16 protein-coding genes are annotated in these 20699 nt (G+C 58.1%); 3 read left to right on the top strand and 13 right to left on the bottom strand.

Features of this window, described 5'->3' with window-relative positions; all coding sequences use genetic code 11:
• The 5 genes from AAF739_09095 to AAF739_09075 form a co-directional block, all read right to left on the bottom strand.
• The gene (locus AAF739_09095) at positions 1–891 is read right to left on the bottom strand and encodes a hypothetical protein (protein ID MEM6382816.1); all 891 of its coding nucleotides are present in this window, start codon (positions 889–891) and stop codon (positions 1–3) included.
• A gap of 49 nt (positions 892–940) precedes the next feature.
• On the bottom strand, positions 941–2839 hold the full coding sequence (locus tag AAF739_09090) for an acyltransferase family protein (GenBank protein ID MEM6382815.1): 1899 nt from the start codon (positions 2837–2839) through the stop codon (positions 941–943).
• Positions 2840–2908: 69 nt separating this feature from the next.
• Positions 2909–3889: a GDP-L-fucose synthase gene (locus tag AAF739_09085; protein MEM6382814.1), complete on the bottom strand. Its 981-nt coding sequence runs from the start codon at positions 3887–3889 to the stop codon at positions 2909–2911.
• A 54-nt stretch (positions 3890–3943) separates the two neighbouring features.
• Complete coding sequence (locus AAF739_09080; protein MEM6382813.1) at positions 3944–5350, bottom strand: mannose-1-phosphate guanylyltransferase/mannose-6-phosphate isomerase; 1407 nt, start codon at positions 5348–5350, stop codon at positions 3944–3946.
• 121 nt (positions 5351–5471) lie between these two features.
• Positions 5472–6020 carry a transcription termination/antitermination NusG family protein gene (locus AAF739_09075; protein ID MEM6382812.1) on the bottom strand — a complete coding sequence of 183 codons (549 nt, stop codon included), beginning with the start codon at positions 6018–6020 and terminating at the stop codon, positions 5472–5474.
• Between the two features lie 393 nt (positions 6021–6413).
• On the opposite strand from AAF739_09075, the gene AAF739_09070 reads away from it, so the two are divergent.
• Entirely contained in the window at positions 6414–6680 is a 267-nt protein-coding gene (locus AAF739_09070; protein ID MEM6382811.1) for a hypothetical protein, read from the top strand.
• Positions 6681–6804: 124 nt separating this feature from the next.
• Here AAF739_09070 and AAF739_09065 read toward each other — a convergent pair whose 3' ends face one another.
• From AAF739_09065 to AAF739_09030, 8 genes are all read right to left on the bottom strand, one after another.
• A complete protein-coding gene (locus AAF739_09065; GenBank protein ID MEM6382810.1) occupies positions 6805–8340 on the bottom strand; it encodes a mannitol dehydrogenase family protein in 1536 nt (511 codons plus the stop codon).
• Positions 8328–9095: an L-iditol 2-dehydrogenase gene (locus AAF739_09060; GenBank protein MEM6382809.1), complete on the bottom strand. Its 768-nt coding sequence runs from the start codon at positions 9093–9095 to the stop codon at positions 8328–8330. Before AAF739_09060 ends, AAF739_09065 begins: the two co-directional genes overlap by 13 nt.
• Complete coding sequence (locus tag AAF739_09055) at positions 9092–10096, bottom strand: ABC transporter ATP-binding protein (protein MEM6382808.1); 1005 nt, start codon at positions 10094–10096, stop codon at positions 9092–9094. Before AAF739_09055 ends, AAF739_09060 begins: the two co-directional genes overlap by 4 nt.
• Before the next feature lie 12 nt (positions 10097–10108).
• A complete protein-coding gene (locus AAF739_09050; GenBank protein ID MEM6382807.1) occupies positions 10109–10939 on the bottom strand; it encodes a carbohydrate ABC transporter permease in 831 nt (276 codons plus the stop codon).
• Positions 10940–10951: 12 nt separating this feature from the next.
• Positions 10952–11830, bottom strand: coding sequence for a sugar ABC transporter permease (locus AAF739_09045; protein ID MEM6382806.1), 879 nt, complete (start codon positions 11828–11830; stop codon positions 10952–10954).
• A gap of 199 nt (positions 11831–12029) precedes the next feature.
• Positions 12030–13340: a sugar ABC transporter substrate-binding protein gene (locus AAF739_09040; GenBank protein ID MEM6382805.1), complete on the bottom strand. Its 1311-nt coding sequence runs from the start codon at positions 13338–13340 to the stop codon at positions 12030–12032.
• Between the two features lie 152 nt (positions 13341–13492).
• Complete coding sequence (locus tag AAF739_09035) at positions 13493–14533, bottom strand: LacI family DNA-binding transcriptional regulator (protein ID MEM6382804.1); 1041 nt, start codon at positions 14531–14533, stop codon at positions 13493–13495.
• 131 nt (positions 14534–14664) lie between these two features.
• A complete protein-coding gene (locus AAF739_09030; GenBank protein MEM6382803.1) occupies positions 14665–17418 on the bottom strand; it encodes an ATP-binding protein in 2754 nt (917 codons plus the stop codon).
• Between the two features lie 244 nt (positions 17419–17662).
• Here AAF739_09030 and AAF739_09025 point away from each other — a divergent pair, with 244 nt between their 5' ends.
• Both AAF739_09025 and AAF739_09020 read left to right on the top strand, forming a co-directional pair.
• Complete coding sequence (locus tag AAF739_09025; protein ID MEM6382802.1) at positions 17663–18925, top strand: pilus assembly protein TadG-related protein; 1263 nt, start codon at positions 17663–17665, stop codon at positions 18923–18925.
• Positions 18926–19149: 224 nt separating this feature from the next.
• A complete protein-coding gene (locus AAF739_09020; GenBank protein MEM6382801.1) occupies positions 19150–20460 on the top strand; it encodes an EAL domain-containing response regulator in 1311 nt (436 codons plus the stop codon).
• Positions 20461–20699: the final 239 nt, after the last annotated feature.

The raw sequence follows: 20699 nt of genomic DNA, 5'->3' as shown, positions 1-20699 counted from the left end.
TCAGTGTCGGCCCTGCATCCAGTGGGCGCTCAGTGCGTCATCAGAGGGTCGTTGGTCCGCAGGCAGTTGCCTAAGCACATCCAATGTCTCTGCGACGGCGGGTTCGAAAAGCGCGTTAAGCTGTGATCGCATCACCGCAGGGACGATATCTTTGCGTGACGACACCGTGGTGAGCGCCTGATGAGCATAATTGCAGAGCTTGGCCACAGCCTTGCTCTTAGTCGAGCTTTCGATCGCCAGCAGCCAGTTATTGTAGGAGTTGCGCTTGGGTGCCGAGCCAAGGCTGGGTGGCCGAAAGTCAGAACGGACCCCTAAATAGCTGTACAGATCCTGCACCTGTTGTAACCCAGCTGCGGCGATCTGTTCATACAAAACAACTTTGATCCGTTCGGCACCGTAAAGGTCAATAAACCGTTGGATCTGCGGTCCGTACAGACTGCGTCCGACTGCTTGTCCAAGTGGGCCTTCGATAGGCTCTGAAAAGCCCGGTTGAGCGTCAAGGATTGGTCCCAGACCGTCTTCAAGTGGACGATTTTCTATATCGCCCTTACGCAGCAACCAGAAGTAGCCGGAGACCGTTCGATCCACCGGGTGCCGAAGACTGATGATAAACTTCGCGTCCGACGCAAAGGGTTTCATCGCGGCAGCGGCATTCTCGTCCCATAGATACTCCACCGAGATATCGCCAACCCGCTGGTTGTCTGATGGGTGAAAGCGGTCGAAGAACCAGTCTTCCCCCATCTCCTCGAACATGTTGCCGCCAATGTAGCCCTTCTCAAGCTTCTTGGTGGGAACACAGATTTCCGGGTGGTCGCGGAAACAATAATAGAGCCACGATGTTGCACATTTCTGCGCACCAATCAGCATGTAATCAAAGCTGCGGCGATCCATTAGCTACCGTATTTATCCGTCGATCGAAACGCCCACATGGTGGCCCATCCTAGTTGAGCGCTTCGGCAAAGAAGGGCCGAAAACGATGCAATTCGCCCATGGCGATGTGGTTTGAATCCGAGAAGATCGACCGCCCATCGATTATCCAGTTGCATTCAGTGTCGTCACACAATGCGGAATGCGGTTCCACGAATCTTACGCCCAGCCGTTCTTTGAGCGACGCAACAGCATCTGCATGGCGCTGTTCAAAGTCTGCGTACGGAACTGCCAGCGGACGCGAGAAGGTATGACCGAAAGCGAGAGCCCGACTGTACTGCGATGCCAAATCGTAGCCAGGCACGGGTATGGGGCCGACCAGCTGCGCTTCGATATCAGCGGCTTCTAACCGATCGACGAGCATGTTCAGGCCAGCAATCAATTCGGCGTGGAAATCGGTCACCGGCGTGCCATCGGCGTAGACATGCTCCCGTTGGTCGACCTCCCAGTTGAAGGCAACAAGTGTTCGTTCAGCTTCCGGCAGGGACTCGATTGCGGCGATGTTGCGCTCGGCTTGGCCGATGCAGCCTCGCGATATGTTGATGTTGGTGATCGGCAAGCAGCCGTTCATCGGAACCAGAATGGCGGATGCATTCGTCTGGCGCGCCGCCTCCTCAATCAGTGGCGCGTACATTTGCGCGTGCGAGTTGCCAAAAAGAACAATCTGCGCCTCTGCAAGGCTACCCGATGGCACGTGCAATCGACAGGCACGAGACGAGCCAAAGGGAACAAAATCTGTGACCGCGCAGCGGTAGTTCGTCCCGGCAGCCTCGTTGATGACAGCCGCTTGCACTGGCAGTCTTCCCTGAAGGCCGGACATCATGATCGTGGCCACGCCTCCCGCGACCAGAACAACCGCACCGACACTCAGCGCCGCGGCAACGGCCCGGAACGAACGCCGCCTGTCTCGGGCAGGCGTTTCAACCATGTACAGCGACGCCACCGAGAGCGCGAACACAAGCGCAATCGCCGCCAGCGTTTCAATCTGGCTCAATTCGCGGACAAGGTAATAGGTCGAAAAAACCAGCACCGGCCAATGCCACAGGTATAGCGCGTAGGAAATGCGGCCGACAAAGCGCACCGGCGTAACCGATAAAGCCGTCGCAATACGTGTCTTGGCGGTGCCTCCGGACCAGATCATAAGCACTGTTCCCACCACAACCGGTACCGCTGCCGGAACAGGTCCGGGAATGTGGTCGGCAAACGCAATCCCCGCGATCACCAGGGCTAAGCCCACGATGGCAGCTATCTCGGCACCAAGCGAAGAGGGGCTTGTCCGGTTAGGCAGGACAGCCAGCAACGACCCAAGGCCAAGCTCCCAGATTCGCGTCGGCAAGAGATAGAAGGCCGGACTTCGACCACCGATTACATTCAACGCTGTGTTGGCTACCAAAGACGTCAACACTGTAAGGAGGATGACAGCCGCGACCCATTTGGGTGCAAATCGCGCGACGACGATCAGGAGGACTGGCAAGAGAATATAGAACTGCTCTTCGACCCCCAGCGACCACATGTGCAGCAGCGGTTTTTCATCAGCTGCCGGAGCGAAGTAGTTCGTGTCGCGCCAGAAGTAGATATTTGCCACAAATGCTAAGGTCGCGATCAAGCTGACCGCGAAGCGTACAAGATCGCTCGGCAACAAGATGAATAGCGCCGCGACCGTGGAGCACAACAGCACGACCACCAGCAATGGCATGATGCGCCGGATGCGCCGCTCGTAAAAGGTGGCGAGCGTAAACGTACCTGCCTGTATCTCCGCCCAGATGATCCTGGTGATCAAATAGCCGGAGACGACGAAGAAGACATCGACGCCAAGGTAGCCGCCGGGCAAATCAAAAACCGAGAAGTGGAACGCAATCACAGCCAACACAGCGATGGCACGCAATCCGTCGATATCGGCGCGATAGGTCAACGAGGTATCCACAACAGGGCGGGGGCGATGCCATAGGCGGCGCATTCCCGGTTGGCGATCAGCGCGTGGTCAGGCAACCGCATGTTGTCCCGTTCCGGAGCCGCCCGACGCCGCTGCTCTCAAGAACCACTCGTAAGTCGCCGAAAGCCCATCGGTCAGTGCAATTTTCGGTCTCCAGCCAGTTGCACGAAGCCGATCGACGTTCAGCAGTTTTCGCGGCGGACCGTCCGGCTTTGAAGGGTCCGTCACGATCTCACCGGAAAAGCCCACGCAGGCTGCGACCCGCTCAGCGAGGTCTCCAATCGTCAAATCTTCGCCCGTACCAATATTGAGGTGGCCTTCGCCGCTATAGGCCTTGAGCAAGTGCACGATCGCATCGGCGCAATCATCAACGTGCAGGAACTCGCGTCGCGGCGACCCACTTCCCCAAATCGTAAGAGACGCAGAGCCGGACAGCTTGGCTTCGTGCGCCCTGCGAAGCATCCCCGCGACGACGTGACTGCTTTGCGGGTCAAAATTGTCCTTAGGTCCATACAAATTGGTCGGCGTTACGGCAAAGTAATCAGCACCATGTTGGGTCCGCAACGCCGAGCACAGCTTCATCCCTGCGATCTTAGCAATGGCATAACCCTCATGGGTTGGCTCGAGAGGCCCGGTCAGAAGTGCATCTTCGGCCATCGGCTGAGGAGCGTTTCTGGGATAGACAGCGCTTGAGGACACAAACACGAGGCGTCTGACACCAGCTTCGAACGCGGCGTTGATAACGGCCTGCTGAATGGCCAGATTTTGCGCAAGAAATGTCGCCGGAGCCGACGCATTTGCGAGTATCCCGCCAACCTTGGCGGCAGCTAAGACGACCGCGTCAGGGCGGTGGGTTGTCATAAACGCGCGTACGCGTGGACCGTCGGTCAAATCGAGCTCTGCCCGTTCACGGGTCAAAAGCTCGCACCCCTCACCTGCCAAACGGCGCACCAGCGCAGAGCCGACCATCCCTTTATGGCCGGCAACGTAAATCGTCTTCCCGTCCAGAGAGAAGGGATCGCTAGCCATCAACGCACTCTAAATCTAGTAACCGGGCGGGCCATAGCGCGAGCAACGAGAGGCTCAAAGCCGACCGAAGGTATCCTCAAGCCGCTCGATATCGTCCTCTCCCAGATACGAGCCGGTCTGAACTTCGATCAGTTCCAAGGGTATACGGCCCGGGTTCTTCAGGCGGTGGACGGCACCCTGCGGGATGAAGGTCGATTGGTTTTCTGCAAGGCGCGTTACGGTCTCGCCAATTGTCACCTCGGCGACACCGCGCACCACGACCCAATGCTCAGCGCGGTGAACGTGCTTTTGCAGCGACAAGGCAGCGCCCGGTTTAACGGTGATGCGTTTGACCTTAAAACGCGCACCCTCGTCGATAGCGTCATAGCTACCCCAAGGACGGTGCACCAATCGGTGTTCGGTGGCCTGCGCAGAGTTGCGGGCCTTTAGCTCGGCAACCAATTCCCTGACGTCTTTCGAGCGTGATCGATCAGCCACCAGCACCGCATCCCGCGTGACACTGACCGCAAGGTTGTGCGTTCCCAGCAGGCCAACCACAGAGCCGTCCGCGTGAACGATGCAGTCTTTCGTGTCGAGCGCCACGGTATCGCCGGTCGTCACGTTTCCAGCGTCATCCTTGTCGCCGATCTGCCAAAGCGCGTCCCAGCTGCCAATATCCGACCAGCGGAAGTGGGCCGGCACAACCGATGCCTTGTCGGTTTTCTCCATCAATGCATAGTCGAACGAGATCTTAGGTGCAGCTTTGAACGCTTCAGCATCGAGCCGGAAAAAGTTGAGGTCGGGCTCCGCCTTCGCTGCCGCCGACGAGGCGGCCTGTGCGAGGTCGGGTGCATGGTGCCCCAGTTCGTCCGCCAGGACAGAGGCACGCATCATGAAGTAGCCCGCGTTCCAGTAAGCGCCTGCCGCGATGAGTTCAGCCGCGCGTGCCGGTTCCGGCTTTTCGATGAACGCCTCCACATCAGACACCTCTCCGGCCCTAATCGGTTTGATGTAACCGAAATCAGGCTTGGGCGCATTGGGTTGGATACCAAAAACCACGATGCGGCCCGCGTCACATGAAGGCTTAGCGTGTTCGACCGCCTCGGCGAAGAGATCATCGTCAAGCACAACATGGTCAGCCGCAAGCACGAGTATGCTTGCATCACCCCCATCACGGTTTGCCGCAAAGGCCGAAGCGGCGGCGATGGCTGGGCCCGAGTCCCGCATCACAGGTTCCAGAATTACATCAACGTCAATACCCATGGCGCGAGCCTGAGCCTCGGCATGAAAGCGGTAGGCATCGTTGGTCATAACGACGGGTCGGGCAAAGCCGCTCACATCCGCGACCCTGGCCAAAGTCGATTGATAGGTTGACCGGTCGCCATGCAGCGGCAAAAACTGCTTGGGTAACGTTTCGCGCGAGACCGGCCAAAGCCGCGTACCGGTTCCACCGGCAAGGATGATGGGCGTGATCGGCGTCAAAGGCTCTTACCTCCGCTTATCGGCAAACGGTTTTTCCACGCTGCCGCACTTTGGGTGAAGAGGCTCCACCCATCGTCTCAACTGTATTTGACGGCAAGCAGGGTACGCTTGGCGCTAACCGTCAGTCTGCCGGTACCAGATCCTGGCGCCGGGTCACGATTGGCACAGTGCTATCGAGCATCGACAGAAGCACGCGGGCGCGATCATTTGCCCGCAACTGCTGCAGTTCCCCAAGCTGATAGGCAAAGGGGCCGTTGATCAACCGGACCTTATCGCCCGGCTTTAGGGGTTGAGAAAACAACAGGTGCCCCGCTTCGTCTACCGACTGCAGCATCGTCTCGATCACACCTCGACGTATCGGGGCGGGGCGGTCACCGCGCATGACCAATCGCTTAATCCCAACCGTTCCGTTGATGGCGCGCCAAGCAGTCGCTTCGGGGTCGAATTGAACGAACAGGTAACCGGGAAAGAACGGTCGCTGCGCCTGGCTTATCTTGCGGGCATGCCGGATGGTCCGGTCGATTTTCGGCACAAAAGTGGTGAACCCCTGCGCCTGCAGGCGCTGTTCTGCCGGAAGCTCGCGGTGCGGCTGCGTATGCACCGCAAACCATCGGCCGACTTGGCTAGACGCTCGCGGCTCAACGGAGGCAGATTGGGTCGAGGGCGACATATTCACGAGACGCACTATCCACTCATTTCGCACTTATGCCGCAACGCAACATCACGCGCTTTCAGTTGTCCATAGCGTAAACAGCACCCGCATCCAAAAACAAACTCTTGATTAACGCTGACGAAAAATTAGTTGGCTTAAGGTAAACGGCATGAGGCGTCTCGCTGGGCCATCACAGATCGCCCAGAACCGTGCCGACAGTCGCGCGATTCACGCGGCTTTTCAGGTTGTTAGCGTATCCACGTCCGTGACGAGCTAAGCAACCTTTTTAAGGCGAGATCCAAAAACTCGACAAAACAACTTGAGGGACGCCGCTGGGGCGCGGCCCGCCTGACACAAAAATTAAGCCGGCTTTAACCGGTGAAAACCAACCTCAGTGCAATGGAGGGTGCTATGGATATCATCGGAATCGCGATCGGGTTTGGACTGGTTATGCTGCCGCTGAAAGCACCGGTCGCTATGGCTGCTCTCATTGGCCTCAGTACACTGGTCTTGTCCCTTTCTTGGGCCTCGGGGGGCGGGCCTCTCCCCGCTATAGCTCACGCCGCAACAATCTGTATCGTCGGACAACTAGCCTATGCGATGGCGGTTGTGGTTGCGGCGATCGCGGGCCGAGCGAGCAGCAAAGCGGAAACTCCAGCTGCGCTGGCGAAACAATGATAGGAAGCTGCGTGCAGTGATACCAAACAAGAGCAAGCCTGCCTTCTCGGTTCAAAACAAACGAGACCAAGCTCGATCTGCGGATGGATACCGCAAGGCGTACGCATGCGTAATGCTCTAACCACTAGAGTGCTTGTTGGCGCCCGATCACCGATGAACTGGTAGTACTGTAGAGCTCAATTGCGCTCCTCGTTCCTTCGGACCAGACCATTTGCAGCCAGCGACCAAAACAGTCCGCAAACCGCCTGTTCCGGGACAAGTCGCCGTAAACCGCCTGTTGCTCTAACCATGCAATCGGATTGTTCCGGGCTTCCCCAGCTGCGCTCTGCAGGGACGACCAATGCGGATCGTTCGGCTCGATCGTTGATCCATCCTCACGCGTTCCCTCGCACATGCGTGCCCACAACGCTTCGACAAGCGCCAATCCTTCCACGGGTGCATCGGCTGCCAAACCATCGCGGATTGTCGGCAAGAGGAAACCGGTGTGCCTTGATGAACCATCAAAAGCCACGCGACGTGTCGTATCGCGGATGGCGGGGTTGGCAAAACGCGTCGAGATCAGCTCGAGATAGGCTGAGGGCGTCATACCGGGCACCGGGTCAACATGTGGAAGAACCTCGGCCCCCATCACATCATGAAAGAACGGGCCGATAGCCGGATGTGCCATGCATCCATAAATCGTCTCAACGCTGAGAAGCTCGCCAGCGTTTGCGAGCACCTGATGACCAGCGTTCAAGACGCGCAGCTTCATAGCTTCATAGGCGTGAACATCGTCCGTGAAAGTCGCGCCAACCTTGTCCCAATCCGGGCGCCCGGCGCAGAAGGCATCCTCAATCACCCATTGGCGGAAGTTTTCGTGGGTCACGGGCGCCGCGTCATCCAAACCGAAACGGTTGACCATGGCACGTTCGGCGGGCCCGGTGGCGGGCACGATGCAATCAACCATGCAATTGGGGAACGCCGCGCTGGCGTCGATCCAATCTGCAAGCGCGGGATCGCTCAAACGGGCGAGCGACACAATGGTCTGTCGGACGATTGCACCATTGCCCTGGAGGTTGTCGCAGCTCAGAACGGAAAAGGGGCCTACTCCCGCATCCTTGCGCAATCGCAGCGCTGCAATGATCGCACCGAAAGCTGTGCGTGGTGCGGCAGGGTTCGCTGCATCGTGTTGAATGTCGGGGTCTTGCCAATCGAATGCCCCAGTCGCCGGATCGATGTAATAGCCGCCCTCGGTCACCGTGAGTGACACGATGCGGATGAAAGGATCGGACAGTTGAGCGATAAGGGCGCCATTGCCGTCTTCGACCGGCGCATAATCGCTCATTGAACCAACGATTTCCGCTGATGTCGCCGACGGGTCGAGCTCGATGAGGGTGGTTAGACAATCCTGCTCCAGCAGCGCTGAACGCATCTTGGTATCATAAGGGCGGACGCCTGCGCCTATGATCGCCCAGTCATACGCCTCGCCCATCTGCATGAGCCGGTGAAGGTACCAGGCCTGATGCGCGCGATGGAAGTTCCCGACGCCGATATGAACAATACCGGCGGTCAGCTGTGCCCGATCGTAGCGCGGCCGTTCGATGCTCGCGGGCAGCTGGTCCAACATATCGTTGCACAGCTGAAGATGCTGACCGTCAGGCTTGGACGCTAGCTCATCCATTGGCCACCATCCACGTTGTAAGTCTGCGCAACGATGTAGTCGGCTTCGCTCGAAGCGAGGAACACAGCCATCCCTGTCAGATCTTCGGCACGACCCATGCGCCCATACGGAACGCTCGCCCCCACTTCCCTTTTCTTCTGGCCGACAGGCTTGTTCTCCAGCTTCGCAAACAGCGCGTCCACCCCTTCCCAATGCTCTCCATCGACAACACCAGGCGCGATCGCGTTGACGTTGATGCCGTGCTTAATGAGATTGAGGCCTGCGGACTGCGTGAGGCTGATCACCGCTGCCTTTGAGGCACAGTAGACTGCCACAAGCGGCTCGCCTCTGCGGCCCGCCTGGCTAGCCATGTTGATGATCTTACCCTTGATTCCGCGATCAATCATATGGCGGGCAACGGCCTGCATGGTGAACAGTGTACCGGCAACATTGATCATGAAGGTGCGGTCGTAGTCTTCCCGTTTGATCTCGGTAATCGGAGCAGCGGTGAAGATCGCGGCATTGTTGATCAGGATATCGATATACCCGAGTTGTGACACAGCCTCGCCGACCCCTGCATCAATGCTCTCGGGGTTGCTGACATCCATCCGCACCGCCGAAGCTCCAATTTCTTCAGCGGACTTCTGCGCTCGATCAAAATCGATATCCGCGATGCAGACCTTCGCTCCCTGCGCAACGTAGCTCGTCGCAAAGGCAAGTCCGATACCCCGAGCGGCTCCTGTTATGAGCGCGTTCTTCCCTGCAAGCCGCATCACTCGATCCGAAGGCCCTCGGCACTGAACTTGTGGACCCGCTCGGCGTCCGGTGTCAGGAATATTGTATCACCATGATGCATGTCCACTTCGCCGCCCGCACGCACCGTGATCGGCTCCGCCCGGCCCTCCATATGGACATGGAAGAAGGTGTCGGAACCCAGATGCTCAGAGACCCCGATTGTGCCTTTCCACGGCCCCTCCGTTGCCGAAGGCGTGAGGTGCTCGGGGCGGATGCCGATAGTGTGCGCGCTGTGCTTTGCGGCTTCCTCACCTTCCAGAAAATTCATCTTCGGCGAACCGATAAATCCCGCAACAAACCTGTTGCGCGGCGCACGGTACAACTCCAATGGGCTACCGACCTGTTCAATGACGCCACCCTGCAACACAACGATTTTGTCGGCCATCGTCATGGCCTCCACCTGATCGTGGGTCACGTATATCATGGTGGTTTTGAGCCGATCATGCATCTCGGAGATTTCTAAGCGCATGCCCACACGCAAAGCTGCGTCAAGGTTCGACAAGGGTTCGTCAAACAGGAACGCGGAAGGTTCGCGAACAATCGCGCGACCAATGGCGACGCGCTGGCGCTGACCACCGGAAAGGGCCGCCGGTCGGCGGTCGAGATAGTCGGTCAGATTGAGCACGGCGGCAGCCTGTTCAACACGCCTGGTCTGCTCTGCTTGATCCATCTTGGCCATACGCAACGGAAAGGCGATATTCTTGCGGACCGACATGTGCGGATAAAGTGCGTAGGACTGAAACACCATCGCGAGGCCGCGCTTTGCCGGCGGTACGTTTGTGGCGTCTTTGCCGTCGATGCGGATATGTCCACCGGTCATGTCTTCAAGGCCGGCGATAAGCCGCAAAAGGGTGGATTTTCCGCAACCGGACGGACCAACAAAGACAACAAACTCGCCATCATTGATTTCCAGGTCAAGCGGATGGATCACCTTCACATTGCCGAAGGACTTTTCCACTTGGTCGAGCACGATGTTTCCCATGATCGTAGGTCCTTATTTGACGGCGCCGAACGTGAGGCCACGCACGAGCTGCTTCTGGCTGAACCAGCCAAGGATGAGGATTGGCGCGATGGCCATGGTGGAGGCCGCCGACAGCTTGGCAAAGAAAAGGCCCTCGGGGCTTGAGTAGCTCGCAATGAAGGCCGTCAGGGGGGCGGCTGAGGCAGCAGTCAGGTTGAGCGTCCAAAACGCCTCGTTCCAAGCGAGGATGAAGTTCAGCAGGATGGTGGACGCAATCCCCGGCACGGCCATGGGCGTGAGGACGTACAGGATTTCCTCTTTCAAACCTGCGCCGTCCATGCGTGCAGCTTCGAGGATCTCACCCGGGATCTCCTTGAAGTAGGTGTAAAGCATCCACACGATGATCGGCAGGTTGATCAGCATCAGCACCAGAACGAGGCCTATGCGGGTATCAAGAAGCCCCAACTGAATGAACAGCAGCGAAATCGGGTACAACACACCCACGGCGGGCAGCATTTTGGTGGACAGCATCCAAAGCAAAATGTCCTTGGTACGCTTGGAGGGGACGAAGGCCATTGACCAAGCCGCCGGGACAGCCACGATGATGCCGAGCAAAGTGGAACCACCGGCGACGATGACCGAGTTCCAAAGGAAGCTCATATAGTCCGAGCGCTCCTGCACGACGGCATAGTTTTCCAGGGTCCAATCAAAGAAGAAGAACAGCGGTGGATCGTTGATCGCCTGGGCTTCGGTTTTGAAGCTGGTGAGGATCGTCCAGTAGATCGGAAAAAAGATGATCAGGCCGACGGTCCAAGCCAGGGCGGTCCACGCGATCTTGCGTTGCGTCGTGATTGCACGTGCCATTGGCGTATCCCCCTATCGGTCCAGATTCTTGCCGACGATCCGCATGAGGAAGATCGCGACGATGTTGGCAAGGATGATGGCGTAGACACCGCCAGCGGACCCAAGGCCGATGTTCTGGCTGTCAATGACGCGCTGGAAGATCAGGTAGGTCAGCGTCCGGGTACCAAAGGCACCGCCGGTTGTGACGAAGATTTCCGCGAAAATCGACAGAAGGAAAATCGTCTGGATCAAGATCACGATCGTGATTGCGCGCGACAGGTGTGGCAGGATGAGAAACCAGAAACGCGAAAGCGGCGGCGCGCCATCCATTTCGGCGGCTTCAAGCTGCTCGCTGTCCAATGATTGGATCGCGGTCAAAAGGATGAGCGTGGCGAATGGCAGCCACTGCCAAGACACGATCAGGATGATCGACTGCAACGACGCATCTGACAGCCAAGAGACCGGCTCGGCCCCAAAGAAGCGCCACAAGTGCGACAGGATCCCGTTTACGGGGTCCATGAACATGTTCTTCCACACCAGTGCCGAAACGGTCGGCATGACAAAGAAAGGCGCGATCACGAGTATGCGCACAACGCCCTGGCCCCAAATTGGCTGGTTGAGCAACAACGCCAATAGGATGCCGAGTACCACGGTGATGACCAACACCCCGCCAACCATAACCAGCGTGGTTTGAACCGACGGCCAGAACGAACTCGATGAGATGAACCGGGCGTAGTTTTCAAAACCCACCCAGTCGAGCCCGCGTTCGAGGCTGTCTCCTCGCAGCGGCAAGTACCGCTTGAACGAGAAGTATAGCGTCATGATCAGCGGCACGAGCATCCATCCCAATAGGAGGACAACGGCTGGCGCCATCATGATGCGAGCGGCGGAGCGAGATGCTTTGGTGGCCATAGCAGAACCTCTCGGCGATACCTCTGAATACACTTCGTGCGTTGACTGGCACGGGTCCCTAAAAAAGGATCGCGCCCGTCCAAAAGGGTGACGGTGGGTATTCTGGGGGGAGGTCAATCTGTGCGGAGGGCGGCTTAAGGGCGCCGCCCTCCGGCTTGAATGCGCGTAGGCTTTACGAGAAAGCCTCTGGCAAGGACGACTAGCGGTAGCCTGCTGCTTCCATTGCGTCGTTGGTCAGCGCCTGTGCTTTGGCAAGAGCCTCTTCAACCGTTTGCTGGCCCGCGTAGGCAGCCGAGAATTCCTGACTGACTTCGGTTGCGATGCCCGCAAACTCGGGAATGGCTGCAAACTGAATGCCGACATAAGGTGAAGGGTCAACCGTGGAATCGTTGGGGTCCGCCGACAGGATCGAATCGAGCGTCATCTGCGCGAACGGGACCGCCTGATATTCGGGGTTTTCGTACAGCGACTGCCGTGCTCCCGGAGGAACATTGGCCCAACCTTCATTCTCAGCGACGAGCTCGATGTATTCCTTCGAGGTTGCCCACTCGATGAAGGTGGTGGCTTCTTCGACCTGCTGGGTGCCAGCGGGGATCGCAAGAGCCCATGCCCACAACCAGTTGGAACGCTTGCCAAGGCCGTTGTCCGGCGCAAGGGCAAACCCAACAGAGTCTGCAACGGTGGAGTCGTCGCCGGTCACAAAGGATGCGGCCACAGTGGCGTCAATCCACATGCCGCATTTGCCCTGGTTGAAGAGCGACAGGTTTTCGTTGAAGCCGTTGGTTGCATACCCGGTCGGACCGGACGCATCCATCATGTCTTTGAAGAAGTTGAGCGTGTTGGACCAGGCTTCGGTGTCGAACTGAGCATTCCAGTCCTCGTCGAACCAGCGAGCGCCGAACGAGTTCGACATAGCGGTGATGAACGCGCCGCCTTCGCCCCAACCGGCCTTTCCACGCAGGCAGATTCCATTGATGTCGTTATCGCGATCGGTCATTGCCGCAGCCGCTTCGCGGATGAAATCCCAGGTGGGAGCAGTTGGCATTTCGAGGCCAGCAGCCTCCATCAGGTCCGTGCGGTACATGACCATCGAGCTTTCGCCGTAAAACGGCGCTGCGAAGAGGGTACCGTCGTAGGACAGGCCGCCAGCCATCGCCGGCAGGATGTCGCCGACATCGTACTCTTCGGAAAGGTTATCCAGTGGCACCAACCATTCGTTGGAGCCCCAGATTGGCGCCTCGTACATGCCGATGGTCATGATGTCGAATTGACCACCATTGGTGGTGATGTCCGTCGTGACGCGCTGCCGAAGAACATTCTCTTCGAGCGTGACCCACTCAACATTGATACCGGTTTCCGCCGTAAACTGGTCTGTGTATCCTTGCATGCGGATCATATCGCCATTGTTCACTGTGGCGATGGTGATCGTTGCGTCCTGCGCGATGGCATAGCCGCCGGACATGGCAAGCGTTAGGGCTGTGGCCGCGCACAGCTTCTTGGTGATGCTCATTGGTCCCTCCCGGACATTCTTTTTTTGCACGCTTACCGTACGTAGGAGACCAAAGCTCTGTCAACATATTTTACGCGCGTCAATTTTTTGTCCGGCCTACGAGGTGCTTCAACGCGCGGCGCTTGCGGAGAAAACCTTGCCTACGGAACGCGTTAGGCCGACGCGCGATTGACGATCTGGCCTTCAAAAAGGATCGTTGTGCGCGCGTCCGCCGGACGACGTACATGCCGTTCTGCGAGTTGATCGCGCAGAAGCCGCAAGGAGTGCTCGGCGATCCGAGTAGTATCCTGAGAGACCGTGGTGAGCGGGGGACAGGTGAACCGCGAGAAGGGATGATCGTCGTGCCCAGCAACCCGGAGGGCGCAGCCGTCTCCCTTACCAACCCGCATTCCCTGCTCGTAGGCAGCAGCAAGGAAACCGACAGCGAGACGATCGTTACCGCACAGGACCGTATTGGATTTAAACGCCCTTTCGATCAGCGCTCTGCGGCCGCCTTCGAACCCGGTGCGTTCGAAATCCCAGCCATCAGCATCGGCGTAGACAATTTGTGGCGCGTGGCCGCAGTCCTCCATCGCAGCAACATATGCATCCATCTTCGAACGAACATTCGGATTGGGTGCTCGCCGATTTTCAAACAGGCATGGCGGCTCACCGCTGTCGCAAAGGTAACGCACGATCACGCCGACGCTTTGGCGATTGTCCGTACCGATGAACGCATTGGCAACGCCTTCAAGATTGCTGTCAAACAGAACCGTCGGTACTTCGCCGCAGAACGCATCGATCATCTCGCGGTCGGAGTGCCGGCCAAGTGGTGCAAGCAGCGCACCGGCAGGTTTCAGGGCCAACAAGCTCTTCAGGTTTTCCACTTCAAGCGAACGCTCTCCATGCGAACTGAACAGCAGGGGCCGAAACCCGGCTTCCACGCATAGCAGTTCGATTTTGCGCGAAATCTCAGAAAAAAATGGATCAGCAAGGAACGGGACCACGATGCCGACAGTCCGGGTCAAATCCCGGTTTTGGTTCATCGCATAAACGTTCGGACGGTAATCGTACCGGTCCAGAGCTTCTTCGATCCGGGCCCGGGTCTTCGGCCGAACGCTGTTGGGGTCGTAAAAATATTTCGAGACCGTTGGACGGGAGAGCCCGCTGAGTGCAGCGAACTCTTCCATCGTTTTTACTTTTACTTGCGCCATGGCCTCAGCTTGCCCGTTCGGACCACGTCTTTCAGAGGCCCTGTCGCTTGCATTCGACCGTGAGGCTTACGTGTTGTAACCATTGAAGTAAATGGCATCTCACCTCGGTTCACCACGCGGCAAAGAGCTGATCAGCCGGTAGCGCGCTGGCCGCCGTGCATAACGCCTTCGCCCTCAGCCGGTTCATTCCATCGGCGAGCCCGTGCGTGCAGCGCGCTTACTGTCTCTGACAACAAACGACCAATGTTTGCCGTATGCTCGAAGGCCGCAGGGTCGGCATCCTTCGCGAGCATCTCAATGGTCTGGCACGTTTCTGCCAGCTTCCTTGCCGCGATGTTGTAGCTCATCGACTTCAGCGCGTGCGCCGCGTTGGCAAGTTGCGGATAGTCCTGTGCGCTGGCGGTCTCTTCGATGCGCTGAGCGATGCCCGGCGCATTGTCTTCGTAAATGGCAATCAGACGCTGAAACAAATCAACGGTCAGCCCACCTGTCAGTTCCTCAAGGCTGCGGAGCGCCTCCTCGCAAACCAGCTCGCTGCGACCCTCTGCCTCTTCCGCGGCTTGTCCGCCAACGGTCACCGAAGGGCTCGGGTCAACAGGCGGCTCCCAACTATCGTTTGCATGGTCCGCGGAATTCGGCAGCCACGTCAGCAAAGCCTGCTGCAACTGGGCAATGGTGAAAGGCTTCGCAAGATAGCCATCCATGCCAGCTTCTTGCCACTTGGTTTCTGTCGCGATCGACGCATTCGCCGTCAGCGCGATGATCGGCAGCTTCGGCTCGCGATCGTTGCCACCGATCGCCGTGCGAATGCGGCGGGTCGCCTCATAACCGTCCATAACCGGCATGCTGCAATCCATCAGCACAAGGTCATAGCGCTGGGTTTCGGTTGCGGCGAGGGCGGACGCGCCGTCCGCCACGCAATATGGGTCAATGCCAAACTGCGACAGCGCCTCGCGCGCGACCTCGAGATTGACCATGCTATCGTCGGCCACCAGAACCCGCACATTTCTCCATTGTGGCAAGGTCTGCCCAGAGCGAAGGCTTGTCGTGCTCTCGACCTTGGCCAATCCGAACGCCACCTTCAAGCTGTCGGCCAGGCGCTGATGCCCAAACGGGGCGATCAGCAAAGCATCACACGTTCCGCGTTTGATAAGCGTATCCGCCTGCTCGTCCCCTGCGTCCGCCAGCACGATGGTCTTGTCGCTCACCACAGCTCGCGGCACCTCGATCCGATCGGGGGTTGTTATCAGAAGGGAAGGAGCGTTTGGGTTGTGCGCATCTTCGTTGGCAGTCAACAGGTCCCCTAGATGGGCACGCATGCAGTCTTCCGTTGCACCGCCGCCCAGCTCAAGAACGATTTCTGTCCCCGCAAGATCGGCCAGCAAATCCCATTGCGGTGCCGGCGCAGCGTTTTTGATCGGCAGTTCAACGAAGAAATCGGAGCCTTCCCCAACCACACTGCGCACGGCAATCCGGCCGTCCATGGCCTCAACCAAACGCTTCGCGATGGCGAGCCCGAGCCCAGTACCCCCAAACTGGCGCGTGGTTGATTGGTCAGCCTGCAAGAAGGCTTCAAAAATGGTGGCACATTTATCCTCAGGAATGCCGATACCGGTATCGCGCACGATCAGCCAAAGGTGCGTTTCTTGAGGGGAGAGCCGGACCTCTAGTTCGACCGCGCCATCGCCGGTGAATTTTATGGCATTGTTGACCAGGTTCGATAGCACCTGTCGCAGACGGGTCGGATCGCCAGCCAAAGATTGCGGCACTGCATGGTCGACATGAGCAACCAAATCGATGCCTTTTGACCGCGCACGATCGTAGAAAACATCAAGGACATCGACCGTCAGATCGCGAGGCTCCCAATGACCCTCTTCAAGGGACATTTGACCCGCTTCGATCTTCGAGAAATCCAAAATGTCGTTTATGATCGTCAGCAGCCCCTGACCTGACTTGTTGATGACATCGGCATAGCGGCTGAGTTTGGCAGGCAACTCCGCCTTGGCAAGCAGTTCCGCCATCACAAGCATGCCGTTCATAGGTGTCCTGATCTCGTGGCTCATTGTGGCGAGAAAGTCCGACTTGGCGGCGTTGGCGTGTTCCGCTTCCTCTTTAGCCTGCCGCAGTTCAACGGTTCGTTCTTGCACCTCAGTCTCAAGGGTATCCCGATGCCGGCGCAACCGCTCGTCACGATCTCTGATGTCGGCAAGCATCGCGTTAAACGCGTCAGTCAGTTCGCCAGTCTCATCGTCACTTTGCCTCTCGATCCGCGCTGAGAAGTCTTTTTCACGCCGAACGTGCGCCATCGTTGCACTTAACGCGTTGATCGGCGCGGTCACACGGCGGGTCATGGTGCTTGCAGCAGCGATCCCGAGTATGGCAGCCAACGCACTGGCCATTGCAAGATCGACAAGGAACTCAGTGATGCGCGACCAAAGTGCGTCGGTCTGTGACACCACCGTCAGGGCGCCAACGGTCTCACCTGCGTGGCGGACCGGAACGCTAACGACAATCGGCCGACCCGCAAGCACCAACAACGCGTCCCTTTCATTGGATGCCTCGATGTCCGAGGCGAGAACAATACCCGTACCTGTCTGCGCGATCGTCGCACCATCGCGGTGCTGAACCCTGGCAAAGGTGATATCGTCAAATGCAGCTATGGCACGAAGAGCTTGGAAAGCTGCCCGTTCATCTAAGCGGGACGTCGCCTCTGAGGTTGTGGAGGCCAGGACCCGTGCCACCGAGATCGTATAGTCGGTCTGGGCTTGAGCGAACCGCGCTGCCTCTCGCACGACCGAAAAACCCGCGACGATCACAACCGAGGTGAGCATCGTGACGGACACAACAAGGACAAGCCTCGTCCAGATTGTTCGGATGCGAACCATGGTCCTGCCAGAGCTACGAACGGGACTTCGAAAAGTAGATCGATCCCTTCAACCTGCGGTTAACGCCGCTCCCAAAATGGATTGCTCGGATGGGCCTCGTTTTACAGTTCGATCATTTCGCCCTGCTAACGCTGCCTGTTGGATGGAAAGGCTTAGTGGGGCAATGGGCAGCGAGATGGGTACGAAGGATCGCGGTGCGCGGACACGGCGGGTTTCCTGTGATCAACTGAAGCGTCATTCACCGATGCGTTTGGTTGCATCGTTCTTGGAGATCGCAGAGCGTTTTCGCCATGCGTCAAGCGGCGCTGTCGTTGTGGTTGCAGCGGTTGCGATGCCTTTGGCTGTCGCGCTCGGTGCAACGGCCGTCGAATACTCGTCCCTGTCCGCAGAGAAATCGCGCCTGCAAGGCGCAGTCGATGCGGCCGTTCTGGCAGCAACACGCGAAATGAGCCTATCCAACGCCGATGACCGTGCAGTTGAGGCGGTACTGCGCTCGGTTGTCCAGGCTCATCTCGGAGATGACGGTAACTCTCCATCGCTTGCGCCCTCGATTGACCGGGATGGCATGCGTGTTTCCCTCGATGCCACGAAGGAGGTTGATCTCGCCTTCGGTCAGATCCTTGGCATGCAAAGCGTCGAAATTGGAGCATCGGGGGCAGCTCAGGCGATCGGGCAACCCAATCTTTGTATTCTTGGTCTGCATCCCAGCTCAGCCGAGACGATCTACCTCGACTCACGATCAAGGGTGACCGGAAACAACTGCGCCGTCTTCTCAAACTCAACGAGTTCAGCGGGCATTGAAAGCTCAGGTAGAGCCCTCTTGGCGGCGTCGACAACCTGTTCAGCAGGCGGATTTCAAGGCGGTCATTCGAACTTCAGCCCAGTGCCTTATGTCGATTGTCCGACCTTTGATGATCCCCTGTTACACCGAGCTGCACCCACCTTCTCGGGATGCGACTACACCGATCGTGTCGTACGCCGCGGGCGGCACACCCTCAGCCCTGGCGTTTACTGTGGCGGACTGCGGATCACAGATTTTGCTCAGGTACGGTTCTCGCCCGGGGTCTATGTGATCAAGGATGGCGAGTTCCGCATTGATTCGCTGACATCGGTTATCGGCGATCATGCCGGGTTCTATTTGGCCGGTCCGGAAACACGGTTCTTTATAGGCGCGGCTGCGTGGGTTTCTTTTGAAGCTCCGCTCGACGGCGACATGGCCGGCCTTCTTTTCTTTTCCGACCGCAATCAGTCAGGCACCGTGCGAAATGAGATCACCAGTAACGTCGTTCACAAGATGGTGGGCACAATCTACCTGCCTAAGGCGGAGCTCCATGTGAGATCGTATATTACCGTTGGCGACCGATCCGCCTACACGGCAATCGTGACCAATCGCTTGGAGCTTACAGGCCGCGCGCACTTGGTTTTGAACACCAACTACGATGAAACCGATGTGCCAGTGCCTGAGGGTATCCGTGGTGCCGGGCAACCCGCTCGTCTCGTCGAGTGAGCAATTGGTTGGGACGATGATGGTACAAATAGCGACCTACTGGGCGACGACCGCCGGGCCTGCATCCACCAGTGCAACCTTCGGCGACCGCCCGATGTTGAGGATCGGCTCGCGGGCCTTGTGCGCCGCTTGCGATGCATGTCTCAAACTGACGACCAAGGTCGGCTGCGCCCTCTTCCCGACGGCACCCGACGTGCCGGCTCACCAATAAGGCTGGCGGAATAATGTTGAACACTGTTGACCACACTTGCCTCGGGCCCAACCTGAAAGCTGCGACGACCGAAGCCCCGCTGCATCCCCAAGCAAGGCCGGTACGCGCAGAGGCTGGTGCACAATGCTACAAGACCGTCCTGGTCGTTGACGACGACCCGTTACTGTTGGCGGTGTGCAAGGCCTTCTTTAAACGCAGGCAAGCTGAAAACGTCCTGACGGCGACGAGTGCTCTTGAAGCGCTGGGGCTGATCCAGGACCACCCTGAGATCGACCTTGTCCTGTGCGATCTTAACATGCCAGATGTCGATGGACTTCAATTCCTGCGCATACTCGCAGAACAGGCCTTCAGCACGCCTATCATCATCATCAGTGGCGAAGACGGGACCATCCTTCGCTCTGCACACGCTTTGGCCAAGGCGCAGGGTTTGGCGATGCTGGGCAAAATTGCCAAGCCTATCAATCATTCCGAACTTGAAGACGTGCTCGAACAGTCGGCGGAGCCCACTATCGGCCAACAGCCAAGCCGGCAGACCCCCATAACCGAGCAGGAGTTTCGGGAAGCGCTCACAAAAGGTGAGATCCGCGCGCACCTCCAGCCGGTCGTTGAATGTGAGAGCGGGCAGGTCGTGTCAGCGGAAGCCTTGGCGCGTTGGAACCATCCGGTTCATGGTCCGATACTGCCTGACGCATTTGTACCGCCGTTGGAACAGGCCGGACTGATTCCAGAGCTGACGGAGCATATCCTCACCGATGCTCTTGCAACAAAAGTGGCCTGCAAGTCCGCGGGCTACGATCTCCAGATCGCAGTCAATACCGACGCATACACAATCAGTCAGCTGGACTTCCCCGACAGGATATCGGCAATCGCCGCCAGCGCCGGGGTTCGCAACAGCGATATCAAGCTCGAACTGACGGAGCGCAACCTCATCGATGACGGCCCAGGCTCCATGGAGGTCTTGACCAGACTGCGGCTACGTCGCTTCGCCATCTCAATCGATGACTTCGGCACGGGGAACTCGAACCTTCAGCAGTTGTGCACCTTCCCGCTGACCGAACTGAAGATCGACAAGGCCTTCCTCGACGGTGTTGCAACCGACCGGGCCAAGGCCGTCTGCCTCAATGCCATCGTTTCTCTGGCACGCTCACTCAACCTGCAGACCGTTGCAGAGGGTATTGAGACTGAGCATGACATGATGCTGGTCAGTGAGGCGGGTGTGAAATACGCTCAAGGGCATCATATCGCAAAGCCCTTGGATCCCGATGCGTTCCTTCGGTGGTTACAGGCCCGCGACCCGCGCGGACTGAGACTGAGGCGGGCATAGCGGCTTCGCGAACGTCCCGACTTGGGGTGCTTCGGCTTGGGCGACACCGGGAAGGCCGAGTTTGAGGATTCTTGGGAACCAGGCCCCTGCTGACGACGACACCTTTTGGTCGCGTGTAGGCAAGCAAAACACAGAACGAGACTGCCCAGTTTCAAAGAGGTTTGCTTCGGTAGTTTACATAAAATTAGCCAAAACTGATCGATCGTAAGTCCATGCCGCTTACGTAATAACCCCTAAAA

The sequence above is a fragment of the Pseudomonadota bacterium genome, from assembly GCA_039024915.1.
Classification (GTDB): Bacteria; Pseudomonadota; Alphaproteobacteria; order Rhizobiales; family MH13; genus MH13.
Note: the sequence above shows the minus strand (reverse complement) of the source record. Positions and strands in the feature narration are given on the sequence as shown.